Below are 12,546 nucleotides of genomic sequence, written 5' to 3' on the forward strand. Positions count from 1 at the left end.
TCCAAAAGCAACTATTTGGGATCATCGGCTTGAATTGCTATTATACGAGCCGAACCGCTAATGCCTTCGCTTAATAATTTCACTTACCACATTGATAGATACGTAATACGTGGGGGCTCGTCCCCACACGACGAACCAGCCTCAACCCCAAAAGCAAAGGAAAACCTTCCTTTGAACCTGTTCATTTTGCTTTTTAAGCGTTTATTTTAGTTTTAACGACAAAATAGTATTGTTTTAGATTTATATCTTTTAAAAAGGATTCTGAAGCATTTAAATAGCATTTTGTATTTTGTTGTTATTTGATTCTAGATTAAGGATTTATATTTATTTAATGCTAATTATTTTCTTTTAGTATTTTAAAGTAATGTTTGATTGCAATTTATTAAAAATATCATGTCGTTAGTGAGTACTCATATGGAGACATCAAAGGGACTTTGTGTACTCACTGAGTCTACATTTGGGGACATAATGGGGACATTTGGAGAGTTTTGTGTCGTCAGTGAGTGGACATCCTGGGAATTTTCGTGTACCCACGTTTAAGCTAGGCTCCGCCTAGTCCCAACCCCTAGTTGGGCCCAAAAACCCCTTATGCTCTTCTCTCTTTTTTGATTCAGAATTTCCAATTTTATAGAGTAGTTCATTTTTTAGTCGAAAATTATTATGTTAAAAAACAAAATGTTAATTTATTTGTATGTTTTTTATTGATTGATTTAAGTGCAAAGAAGAAAAAGAAATTAAAACTACTTATTTCGTAAGTACAAGATCTAATGAATCTGTGCACGAAGAATTAGGATTGATTTAACTTAATTTCATGTAAAGTGTTAAGATAAAGGAGTTATAATTGTTATAACGAATTTGAAATATTGAAAAGGAGGTTATGACTATTATGACACTTATTATTTATGAAAATGTATCCCAGGTTGCAAAAAGATTAAAAATATCACCTTCTACGGTTAAAAAATATTACTTACTAATTGAGAGTTATAACTGTTATGCCTTTAAAAGAGACGAACGAGAACGAATTATTTTCGATGATTATGATGTTAAGTTATTACAAAGATTAGTAGAGTTAAAAAGTATGCCACAAGTCACATTGGAAGATGCTTGTAAATTACTTTTAAAAGAAGAAGGATTAACAGTTAATAATACAGATATGACTGTTATAACTCCTGGATCTGATGATTTAAAAGAAGTATTGAGAGAATTAAAAGATACAGTAGAGTTGCAACAAAAACAATTACAGAATCAAAATGAGCAAATAGCTAAACTAACAAACGTATTGGAATCTCAACAAAAGTTATTGACTCATTCTAATACTATAGAAAAACAACAGGTTACTGATCGGGATAAAGCGGTTATGACTGTTATGCGAGAACTTCAAGAAGTAAAACAGATGGTTGCAGCAAATAATGAAAAGAAATGGTATCAATTTTGGAAGTGATTTGCTGAGTCCTGGCGTTTATGCCGCGAAAGTTCCTTGACGATGAGGGTTCGGAGGCTCGTGGTCAAGGGAACCGTGGAATAAAAAGCGAGGACGGACCCCAGGACAGGGCAAAAACCAATGTCTTCGCCATGATTCGTGGTTCTACTGTTAGAAAAAGGCGAATAAGAATATAGCATACATACAATAAGGGAATGCAGTACAGATCAGCATACAAGCATTTCCTTGCTATTATTATGTTATTTTGTTCTTTTAATTTTAGGAGGGTATATAGGTGTAGTACCAACAAAACGCAAATTTGGTATATTAAGCTTATATAGGATGACCTTAGTGAGGAAGATATGTTACAGATAAAGAAGTAAAAGTTACTTGATTTTTTTATAAATGAAATGTTTAGAATTTACAGAAGAGGAAACACTTTCGATGCTTTTTTGATTTTAATTTGTGATTAAATGGTATTTATTCCATAAAAATATTGAAATATAATTTTAATATGTTAATATATTGATATTGATTCATTAAAATTACTAAAAAAGTGACGATAAAAAGAAATAATAGTTTACTAAGTAATTCTATTATTTTCTTATGATAATCGTTGTATTTTTATATTTGATAATCTTGTTAAAGGAAGGCATTTATTTATTAATTGTCTTTTTCGGCATGAAAATAAGTTATAAGTAATTAAAAAAAAGCAACAATAACGATTGTTGCTTTTTTTACTAATTATTTTTTCTTGATAATTTTAACAATGACTTTAACCCCAACTTTAATAACGATTCCCATTTATAACACCCCTTTTTAAATATTATATATAGTTTTATATTTACTTTTTGAAATGTAAAACTAACTTTTTAAATATTAACATATAATGTTATATAATTAAACACTTTTTTCTTTTTTATTACAAAAAAAGAAAAAGTTTGAAATATAACTATAAATTTCTATGTTTGTTCCATATTTCGCTCTATAATGATAAAATGGTATTTTGTGATTACAAGAATTATATTATTCTGTTCAAATAGTATTTAAATTAAGTAATTTAAAGGAGTAATTAGAATATGGAAGAGGAAAATAATTTTTCAATTAAGAAAATATGGAAGATAACTAATCCTTCTAAAATTCATTTTATCTCAGGGTTAGTATTATCTATTGTTTCAAGTGTAATTTCATTGATAATACCTTTATTAATTAAAGATATAATGGATGAACTTTCAAAAGGTATATCTTTTGGTTTAATAAGTCAAATTTCTATTTTGTTAATTTTGGAAATAATTTTTTCAGCTTTTTCTCTTTATTTACTATCTAAAGTAGGGGAAGAAATAGTGAAAAACTTGCGTGATAAACTTTGGGAGAAGTTTTTAAAATTACCTGTAAAATATTACAATGATAATAAATCTGGTGAGATGGTAAGTAGAATAACTAGTGATACTACTGCAATAGTGAATATTATTTCATCTGAAATTGTTGATTTAATTACGAGTTGTATAACATTAGTACTTTCTTTAATTATTTTGTTTACTTTAGATGTTCCAATGACATTGGTTTTGATTTTAGTAGTACCGATAACTCTTTTTATTGTAATTCCTTTGGGAGAGAAGGTATATGATCTTTCTTTCCAAGAACAAAATAAAATGTCTCAGTTAACAGCTTATTTATCACAGACTCTTTCTGAAATTAAGCTTGTAAAAGCTTATAATACTGAATTAAAAGAAGCGGAAAATGGAAAAGATCATTTTCATTTTCTTTATAAGAATGGAATAAAGAGAGCTAAAATTAATTCTATATTAACTCCAGTTTTAGGGACATTTACTACTATAGTTTTAATTGGTGTAATAGGTTTTGGTGCCTGGAGGGTAGATCAAGGTCTTATTAGTTCTGGTGAATTAGTAGCGTTTTTATTGTATTTGTTTCAAATTATGTCTCCTTTTATACAAATGAATCATTTTTTAACGAGTTTTCAAGAGGCAAAAGGATCTATGAAAAGATTATTTGAAATTTTAGAAGAAGAAGAGGAAGTTCAAGTTGTTACTAAAACATGTATTGGATCTCCAACACAATTAGAGTTTAAAGATGTTTCCTTTAGATATGATGAAAAAGATAATATTATTGAAGATATTTCATTTAAAATTAAGAAAGGTTCTTTAACAGCACTAGTTGGACCAAGTGGTTCTGGAAAAAGTACGGTATTCTCGTTAATAGAAAGATTTTATGATCCAACTAATGGAGATATTTTATTAGATGACGTATCTTATAAAAATGTACATGTAGAAGAATGGAGACAGAAATTTAGTTATGTTTCGCAAGATACTCCAATTTTTTCAGGTACAATTAGAGATAATATTTTATATGGAAAAAATGATAAGGTTACAGATGATAAATTGATAGAAATTGCAACATTTGCAAATGCACATGAATTTATTGTTGGTTTATCGGATGGTTATAATACGCAAGTAGGAGAAAGAGGTAATCAACTTTCAGGTGGACAAAAACAACGTATTGCTATAGCTAGAGCTTTAATGCGTGATGCTGATTTTCTGTTATTAGATGAGGCTACAGCAAATCTAGATTCTGATTCAGAAAAACAAGTACAAAAGGCTATAAATACATTAATTCATAAACAAACAACTTTTGTAATAGCACATAGGTTGTCTACTATTGTAGATGCTGATCAAATTATTGTATTAGAGGATGGTAGAATTACAGGTTTTGGAACTCATGATGAGTTATTAAGTAATCATGAGTATTATCAAAAAGTTATTAAACAGCAATTTGAAAGACATTAATTTAAATTTATAAATTATTTCAGAGTAAAAAAAGAGCAAGTATTTGCTCTTTTTTTAGTTGATTTTATATATTATTACTATTAAACAGATAATAATTATTAATCCTATATTACCACCTATTTTAAATTCGTATTTTTTTTTTGTATTTCTATTTTCTTTTAAAATTTGAATTTCTTTTTCTAACTTTTCTATATAAATCTTTTGTTCTTTTATTTCATTTGCATGCTGATTTTCAATATTATGATTCATGTTATATTATCCCCTTTTGTAAATTTATACATATATATATATTTTATTATATCAAATATAAAATGTATCTAGAATATAGTCTTTCTCTTCTTTATTGATTCCAATATATTTGAGTGTAATTTGTGGTGTACTATGATTGAGAATTTCTTGCAACATAGCTATATCTTTGGTTTGTTTATAGAACCAATAACCGAAGGTTTTACGCATGGTGTGGGTACCTATGGATTCTACACCGGCAAAATCTCCGGCTTTTTGTAATTGTCGATAAGCCTGGATCTTACTAATGGGCTTGTCTCCTTTTCGAGAAGGGAATAACCAGGTGTTTTCTAATGTTTTGGTATAGGAATAGACCTCATCAAAAATAGAAGTAAGATTAATCATGCGTTCTTTTTTCGTCTTTCCCTCTTTGATTTTAAATTCTTTTCTCTTTTTTCGTTTTAGTTTTACTATGGTTTGTTTTTCAAGTTGGAGTAGATCACTCACGCGTAGACCTGTATGAATCCCAACGAGAAAGAGAATATAGTCCCGTTCGGAACAATGACGTTTAAGAGCCCACTTCATATCTTCGATCTGTTCTTTGCTACGGATGGGTTGGACATCAATGAGATGTGGTTTTTTGTTCATAGATTTAGACCTCTTTATTTACAGTATTTTGAATGTATATTTTTGTTGTGTATTTTGAGGATATCAAGGGATTTGGGATGAAGTCAATATTTTAGGTGAAATGAATGTAAACTAATATTTAAAAGTTTACTTTTAAAAACAAAAAAAAGTACGAAGTCTATTAATAGACTTCGTACCAACAACAGATAAAGGACAGTCCATAGAGGACCAGAAGGGTGTTTCATTTATCTATTGTAACCTATTTGTTAACATTTCAGGAGATAAATTGGAAAATATGTATATTTTCATATTATACAATAGACTTGGTTTATAATTTTGAATTTTCTTTCTATTACTGTTATACTAATCTAGGAAGAGACACAACTCCTTACGGCAGTCATATACTAATCATTGCACCAAAAAAACCAATTCCCGTGTAATGGAATTGGTTTTTTTGGTGCAATTCAGTCAATACAGCAACTTGAACCCACATTTTCAAATGTAGTCTTATCAATCTTAACATAATTTCAATTATATAAACGCAAAAAACCTCTTTATATGTACACATATAAAGAGGTTTTTTAAAAGGATGAAGCCCTTAAGTTAGTTAGTGATGGACATTCATTATATCACAAAGTCCCTTTTATATTATATAGGTTAATATCATTTCAATAGCATTCATTAAATCCTAAGTCTTAAATGGATAAGTGATACAGATATACGAACTATTGTTATCTGTATCACTTACATTCATCCAAAAGTCATCTTTTGCATTCTTCTGTTCAAGGGAAGAAGCTATTCATTATAAAACTATGCTCTTATTATAAAATTTGAGTATGTATTATTAAAAATAAAAAAACATAAAAGGGTCTTCGTTTTTTTTTAACAAAGATCCCTTTACGATATATATACTTACCAACAACCATTTTGATTATATTTTACAATTGTTTATATTATGTCACTTTTTATAAACAAGGTCCTCTACAATGTATAATTTGACAATCATAATTATTTTTTAAAGGAATCCATGTATCTGTTCGATTAAAATTATAATTCATTCATTTACCCATTCCCTTCTTCAAAAAAATTAAAAATACTCTACAAAGAGTTGATGTGGAGGTAGGGCGTTGTATACGTTACTCTATGTTCATCATACAAATGTGTATATAACTAAATAAGCCTTTTTTATTTTTGGGCTAATAAAACAAAAAGAACCCCTTTTATATTTAATATAAGAGATTGGAACGGTTTAGGATATTTTATATACCTTTTTAATGTACAAGTTGGTAGTAAGAATAGGGGGACCCTATTAATAAATGCTAAGAAATTATTGCAGGGTGTCTGTCAACGGTAAGCGGAACGAAGTGAGCATTAAGGAGTTGACAGACTCACTACACCAAAGACCCTCTTGTGGTTGTCAAACGGTACCCGTTTGACCCTGCCTACCGGCGAGGGAGCCCCTCAAGGAGTTGAGGGGTTGGGGAGTTCGAATGATGGGGTCTGGGGGTTCAGCCGAGATACGAGTAAAACTAGGTCATAGTGATACATTTTTTACCAAATGTTGTTTTTCGATGGTATTTGTAACATAAACGTTCGTTTTTGTTACGTTTTGTATTTGAAAATATGAAATATCCTAACCGTTGAACTAGCTGTAACAAAATGCTGTATCAAAAATAATTCGTAACATTATTATCAAAATACCTTTTTGTTACACGATAATCGGATAATGGAAATAAAATACAGCCTATGACCCGAAATTACATGTATCTCGGCTGAACCCCATTATGAGGAACGACATCTACATTGCTTATGAATGCCCGAAAACGTGGAAGCAGGAAGTAAAGATGAATGTGAAAGGTATCGTTTCTATAATTGCAGATGCGCTATTCACGGATAATGGCCGTTATCACATTGTTGAGGTGGATCATGAGCAGAAAATGAGTGCAAACCGTGTGAAGATGCAGAAGTATCGCAAATTGATGGAATGCAATGTCTTTGAAAAGAAACCTAAATTTATCTGGTACACCACGACGGAATATCGCAGAAAACAACTCCAAAAGCTTTGCGAGGGATTGGATTGCAACATATTTACGGTTACTGATTTCCATTAAAAACAGGGAGATGGTCCATATGGCAATTGAGACAATGAGCATCAAGGATTTTATGGATGGTAACTATGGAGCAAAGAAGAAATGGGGCTTGTTCAAAAAGAAAGCAAAAAATACGCACCTGTTGCAGTGCGCGTTTCATTAGTAATCGGTAGTGCTATTATATTCAGCAATATTATAGATATTCCACATGTATTTGCAGATGGAAATAATCCAGATGTGAATAAAGTATTTAAAGATGTGCAGTCCAATGACGGAGCAATAAAGAATTATATAGACGGCCAGTTATACAATAGGATTGTAAATGCGTTTGAACCGGTTATATTATTGATTAAAGCAGTATCATATCCGATAGCATCCGTTGTAGCGTTATGCGGTGGTTTGTTCATTATGGTAGGTAGCCAGGAACGAGGGTTTTCCTTAATAAGTCGTGCAGGTATTGGTTATATAGTGGTACAAATGATACCGTTATTTATGAGATTACTTGTTGAGATTGCGAAGGCTATTTAGTCCTACACTTGTAGGGCTTTTTCTTTGCAGGATTTTTCCAATCATCATGGAATACTGTCACATAGGAGGTGTCGTGACGTTATGACGGACGAAATTGTTTATTCTGCTAGTGAAGTATACAAACGACTAGGAATAAGTGATAGCACCCTTAGAAAGTATATGGAAGTATTGCAACGAGAGGGATTTGCTGTGAAGAAAGATAATCGTGGTAGACGCCAATACACAGAGCATGACGTTATGGTGATTGAGAAGTTAATTGAGCTTAGTAAGCATGACGGTATGACGCTGGAAAAGGCAGCGAAGATGATTGCACAGCAAATAGAAAAGGTTAATCCGGATTTGATTCAAGAAGAACCTGAAGAAACGGACTTAGTCCCATTCCACATTAAACAACAATTACAGCAGTACAGCGTTATGGCGCAAGAAATGAATCAAGGCATGTTAGCGATGGAGAAGCGATTGAGTGAGCAGGCAAAGCAAAGTAATGAGGAAATCAAAACGAGTATAGAGCAGCATAATGAACGAGTAGAAAAACGATTGGAAGCACGAGATGAGACGTTGATGAAGACACTCCGTGAGATGCAGGAAGCGAAGAGAATGATGCAGGAATTTCGGGAAGAGGTTGCTGCTGCGAAAGAGAAGAAAAAGCCGTGGTGGCGGTTTTGGTGAGTGGTTTGCGACAAAGTACAAAAAAGTAGAAATGTATACTTTTCTACTTAGGAGTAAAAATGAAATATAGCCCCGCATTCACGGGGCTTAGCAAGTTACACAAAAATTTGCGATTCCTCTTTTACCTCTACAATAGGATCTTTAACTTCAAAGTTTTTGATTTTAAACTTTCCATTTTTATTTTTGTAAAAAAACTTCATTTCAACATTGCTAATATTTTTAAGGGCGTTATATATTCTGTCTGAATAATTAGGAGCAATTGTAATCATACGAATATCTTCATCAAAACAAGATGGATAATACGCTGATTGCCATGCTAAATTTTTATCATCTGCTACAACTTTTAATTCAATGATACATTTAGTTCCATTCTTATCTTTTGCGATAATATCGATAATCCCATTTTCTACTTTGTATTGTCTTTCCACAAAAGACATACCTTCTTCAATGACCTCTATATGACTACATAGCAATTCTTCTAATAAAGCCTCAGGGCCATTTAGTATTTCTTCAGTTATTAACTCTTCCCAAATATCGTTCATTAACTTCTTCTTTTTTTGAATTTCATCATTATTCTCGAATTCTTCACGAGTCATACACGAATCCGAACATACTCCCAAAAGTACATATGAATTATCAGAGGTTATGTTTTTTACCATGGACCAATCCATATCAGTTATTGAATATAAAATTTCGTTCTGTAGTAATTTCTTAGTGTGATGTGGAGTGTTTTTCCAAAAATCATAACACCAATAACTTGTATTTTTGTTAGATAACTTATCAATATCTTTTTTTCTAAAGCATTCTTTACAGAATAAATCGCCTACATATATAGTTAGAACTCTTGAAGATATCTCTTTAATTTTCTCTTCATCGTGGGTGATTAAAATTAATTCGCCTTTATTGAGATCCCATTCAGACAGATCATTACGAAAAGCATATAAATAATACCTTCCACCTTCATTATGCTTAAAATCAACTTTTATACAACCGTACTTTGTTGTAAACAAATCGAAATCGATTAAACTATCACCATTTCTCGTAATTACTCCCATGAACTTCATCTCCAATAATAGTAGGATGGAAAATACTAAGAATCATTATATAGCCTAGATAATTTCACTCGTTCTTTTATTTTTTATCTAACATCTCATAAAGGTGCTTGTACATCCCTTTATAACCTTCAGATTGTCTTGTTGTTAGCTTAGTATTTACATAGCTTTCAATAAGCATATCAATAATATTATTATTCGATACTTTATCCATGCTTTCTGCTTCTTTTATGAATGGCTTAAGTGTACTTAATTTTAGTAAAACAGCAGGCGAAAGTTTTGCTGTTTTAGATGGAACTAAACGATGATCTGCCTTCTCAGGAGCTGGCACTTTAGCTTTATTAATAATAGGAGTCATAACTTTTTTCTTAACAGGTTCACTGTTACGGCCAAAGTCGTTTGTCCCCTTTATATCCACACCCTTGTCGTTCAATGTGTTCCCAGGTTTTGTAGGTATAGGTTGAAATGGTGCTTTAGACATTATGAGCCTCCTCTTTAAGCATTAATGGTAGCGAAATAGTTCTCATGTTCATTAAGTTCACTAAGAACATCTATGAATAACTGATGGGCTTTTTCATCCCACATATCCACGTTTCCGCTTACGTTAATTGTTTTGTGAATACCTTCAACATCGTATACTTTTAAACGTTCTTGATATCTAACAATTGTATCCAGAACATTTCCACCGTACATTTCTTGTGCTTGTTTCAGAACTTTGTTATCTACTCGTTTCCCTTGATGAAGCATCATTGGAATGATACCAAGAACTTGTAAGTCCGCATCATATGTTTCTGCTAAGAACTGCATATAAGCAATATATGTTTGAGCACCTTCTAAAGAGAGCTCTTGTGTTTGTAGAACGATGATACAATAATCAGCTGCTATCATGGCGTTATCTGAGTAGTCACTGATTGTTGGTGGTACATCAATGTAAATACGATCATATTTATCTTTTAATGGTTCAAGTAGTTTCTTTAAATAAGTAATTTGTGCAAGTTCATCCTCTGGGAACATATCAAAGAGGATTTTTGAAAGCTTTCTAAATGAAGTATTAGATGGAACGATATCCAAATTTTCGATAACTGGGATAATCTCATTCTCTAAATTTTGATTTAGAAATGCATCTGTAATAGACTTGTCTATTTGTTCAACATCACCTGTTTTCGCAAGTACTCTGGTTGCGTTCCCCTGTGGATCCATATCCACTAAAAGACACTTTTCATTAAATACAGTTGCAGCTTCATAAGCTAACATTGTTGCTGTTTTTGTTTTTCCAACGCCACCTTTAAAGTTACCGATAACATATGTAGTTGCTTGTCTTTTCATTTTCGACATTCCTCCATAAAAAACTCCGAATAAGTATACCTTTGAGTAAAATGTAACATCTATATACAATATTCGCAACAGTATACCATCGGAAAGTTTAGGATTTTTAAACGGATTTCTCGAAAGAGTAGAAAAGTATACTTAAGCGTAAATATTTTTAGTATACTTTTCTACTTTTCTACTTTTGCGTAAGTTATAGAATGTGAGTTTTTTTAAGTAGAAATGTATACATTTCTACTTTTGCGTAGTTTTTGTTATGGTTATGTAAATGTTTTTAAATAAGGGTTTTTTTGGGTTTTTTCGATGTAGATAATTCAATGTGAAAGTCCATAAGTATACATTTCTACTTTTGCGTAAGTTTGAAAGGGTATACTTATTTTAAAAGTTAGGTAGAAAAGTATACATTTCTACTTTTTCGTAAGTATACATTTCTACTTTTGCGTAGTTTAAAGTTGTCATTTCTGTATTTACAAAGAAAAAAGCTTGTTGTAACGTAATAAACAACAAGCAACATTCTACAAAACAAAACATAATTTGATATTTTAAATAAATGAAGATCGATATAACAATTGAATATGAACACAAAACAAAAAGCCACTCCCATATGCTATCGGCTACCAACCATTAGCGGGAATGACTCAGTTCTAGTAATTGCGACAAACACTTACTAGAATGAACTGTATTGAACCACAGTGTTAACGTTTAAGTAGTGTACCACCACTAACCTTAAATAACTATGCCTTTTCACGAGGCTTCTTTGATATACCCATTTTATCTATTGTTTGGATAAATATCAACTAGTAAATACTAGTTTTGATTATTTTGTATTCCAAAAGATATATAACGGGCATCTCTAAACCTAGAAGTCTTGTGAATGCACAGGCCATTTAGGAATTGGAGATGTCCTTTTTTGTTTTTTGTTCGCGTGGAATTGCCTGATACCACGTAAATAAAAACTGATAAGCCGTAATTCCGTGCTTCTATATAGAGGGAACGTGTTATGGCGTGGCTAGCTGTTGGTCGTGCAGGGGGTACAGAGTATACGCCTACAAAAACAGCACCCCTCATTGGAATCCTGTTCTTCTGGTGAGGGTGGGCGAGAACTTGCCCAGAGACGATTCTCTAAAAGGTTCGGGTGGTTATCGTTAGCATTACGGTGCTAGGGAGTACATTCAGTTTGTCGTGTAGGGACGATATTACAAGGACAAGCCATAGAAAAAAGGGTGTATGCGGTGAAGATCGCTGAGTGAACAGGGTCTATACATACGGAAACCATATAAGTGACCGCATGGCGAAAACAAAGACGCTTATCCATCTATTTTGACTGATTACTTTATTTGTGATCTTTCAAAGTAGGGGATAAATCTGCCTTCCATCCGTATTCCATAATCGTTCCCACATGATAAAAACCCTCAAGATCTTCAGTCAAGCCTAATTACGAAGAAAAGATGAAAAACTTGAGATTGTTTAACTCTTGGGGGAATGACTTACTAAGATAGAGGAATAAATAAAGAATTTAATACTTACTTGGTTAGAGGATAAGGGGACGGATGGTAGAATAGGTCTTATTGCAGATTTTGGTTTTACACATCAGATATAGTACGTGAAATTATACTTATTTTTTTTGATATGATGATTTCTTAGAGGTCTTGCTATACATATCTATCAACTTAAGAATTTTATAACGCCCGAAAACAAAAGATTGTACATTTTCATATGACATGTCAATTCTTGATGTTCCCCTTTTTTGATAAAACAAAAAAGGGATACTCCTATCATAGGAGTATCCGCTATAAATATATTAC

Annotated in this window: 9 protein-coding genes and 1 pseudogene; 5 read left to right on the forward strand and 5 right to left on the reverse strand. The window is 31.8% G+C overall.

Annotation, left to right across the window (positions count from 1 at the left end; all coding sequences use genetic code 11):
* Positions 1 to 886: 886 nt before the first annotated feature.
* Together FT637_RS28565 and FT637_RS28570 are read left to right on the forward strand one after the other, a co-directional pair.
* On the forward strand, positions 887 to 1,441 hold the full coding sequence (locus tag FT637_RS28565; RefSeq protein ID WP_087996929.1) for a DUF3967 domain-containing protein: 555 nt from the start codon (positions 887 to 889) through the stop codon (positions 1,439 to 1,441).
* Positions 1,442 to 2,499: 1,058 nt separating this feature from the next.
* On the forward strand, positions 2,500 to 4,224 hold the full coding sequence (locus tag FT637_RS28570; protein WP_193649114.1) for an ABC transporter ATP-binding protein: 1,725 nt from the start codon (positions 2,500 to 2,502) through the stop codon (positions 4,222 to 4,224).
* 54 nt (positions 4,225 to 4,278) lie between these two features.
* On the opposite strand, the gene FT637_RS28575 is transcribed toward FT637_RS28570, so the two are convergent.
* Together FT637_RS28575 and FT637_RS28580 are read right to left on the reverse strand one after the other, a co-directional pair.
* The gene (locus FT637_RS28575) at positions 4,279 to 4,473 is read right to left on the reverse strand and encodes a hypothetical protein (RefSeq protein ID WP_193649115.1); all 195 of its coding nucleotides are present in this window, start codon (positions 4,471 to 4,473) and stop codon (positions 4,279 to 4,281) included.
* 51 nt (positions 4,474 to 4,524) lie between these two features.
* Positions 4,525 to 5,097: a tyrosine-type recombinase/integrase gene (locus FT637_RS28580; RefSeq protein ID WP_193649116.1), complete on the reverse strand. Its 573-nt coding sequence runs from the start codon at positions 5,095 to 5,097 to the stop codon at positions 4,525 to 4,527.
* A gap of 1,760 nt (positions 5,098 to 6,857) precedes the next feature.
* On the opposite strand from FT637_RS28580, the pseudogene FT637_RS28585 reads away from it, so the two are divergent.
* From FT637_RS28585 to FT637_RS28595, 3 genes and pseudogenes are all read left to right on the forward strand, one after another.
* Positions 6,858 to 7,187, forward strand: a pseudogene (locus tag FT637_RS28585) (hypothetical protein); the annotation flags it as partial.
* Between the two features lie 81 nt (positions 7,188 to 7,268).
* Positions 7,269 to 7,694: a hypothetical protein gene (locus FT637_RS30225; protein ID WP_227494005.1), complete on the forward strand. Its 426-nt coding sequence runs from the start codon at positions 7,269 to 7,271 to the stop codon at positions 7,692 to 7,694.
* Between the two features lie 81 nt (positions 7,695 to 7,775).
* The gene (locus FT637_RS28595) at positions 7,776 to 8,363 is read left to right on the forward strand and encodes a DUF3967 domain-containing protein (RefSeq protein ID WP_193649118.1); all 588 of its coding nucleotides are present in this window, start codon (positions 7,776 to 7,778) and stop codon (positions 8,361 to 8,363) included.
* A gap of 95 nt (positions 8,364 to 8,458) precedes the next feature.
* On the opposite strand, the gene FT637_RS28600 is transcribed toward FT637_RS28595, so the two are convergent.
* The 3 genes from FT637_RS28600 to FT637_RS28610 form a co-directional block, all read right to left on the reverse strand.
* A complete protein-coding gene (locus tag FT637_RS28600) occupies positions 8,459 to 9,418 on the reverse strand; it encodes an endonuclease NucS domain-containing protein (protein ID WP_193649119.1) in 960 nt (319 codons plus the stop codon).
* 76 nt (positions 9,419 to 9,494) lie between these two features.
* A complete protein-coding gene (locus tag FT637_RS28605) occupies positions 9,495 to 9,896 on the reverse strand; it encodes a hypothetical protein (RefSeq protein WP_193649120.1) in 402 nt (133 codons plus the stop codon).
* Between the two features lie 14 nt (positions 9,897 to 9,910).
* A complete protein-coding gene (locus FT637_RS28610) occupies positions 9,911 to 10,741 on the reverse strand; it encodes a ParA family protein (protein ID WP_098831601.1) in 831 nt (276 codons plus the stop codon).
* Between the last annotated feature and the right edge of the window lie 1,805 nt (positions 10,742 to 12,546).

It is taken from the genome of Bacillus cereus, from assembly GCF_015071065.1.
In the GTDB taxonomy this organism is placed as follows: Bacteria; Bacillota; Bacilli; order Bacillales; family Bacillaceae_G; genus Bacillus_A; species Bacillus_A cereus_BA.

Bases quoted from the DNA above. Each gene is read 5' to 3' on its own strand.
- FT637_RS28575 (WP_193649115.1), bottom strand. From the start codon at position 4,473: ATGAATCATAATATTGAAAATCAGCATGCAAATGAAATAAAAGAACAA.
- FT637_RS28570 (WP_193649114.1), top strand. From the start codon at position 2,500: ATGGAAGAGGAAAATAATTTTTCAATTAAGAAAATATGGAAGATAACT.
- FT637_RS28565 (WP_087996929.1), top strand. From the start codon at position 887: ATGACACTTATTATTTATGAAAATGTATCCCAGGTTGCAAAAAGATTA.
- FT637_RS28605 (WP_193649120.1), bottom strand. From the start codon at position 9,896: ATGTCTAAAGCACCATTTCAACCTATACCTACAAAACCTGGGAACACA.
- FT637_RS28610 (WP_098831601.1), bottom strand. From the start codon at position 10,741: ATGAAAAGACAAGCAACTACATATGTTATCGGTAACTTTAAAGGTGGC.
- FT637_RS30225 (WP_227494005.1), top strand. From the start codon at position 7,269: ATGGGGCTTGTTCAAAAAGAAAGCAAAAAATACGCACCTGTTGCAGTG.
- FT637_RS28580 (WP_193649116.1), bottom strand. From the start codon at position 5,097: ATGAACAAAAAACCACATCTCATTGATGTCCAACCCATCCGTAGCAAA.
- FT637_RS28600 (WP_193649119.1), bottom strand. From the start codon at position 9,418: ATGGGAGTAATTACGAGAAATGGTGATAGTTTAATCGATTTCGATTTG.
- FT637_RS28595 (WP_193649118.1), top strand. From the start codon at position 7,776: ATGACGGACGAAATTGTTTATTCTGCTAGTGAAGTATACAAACGACTA.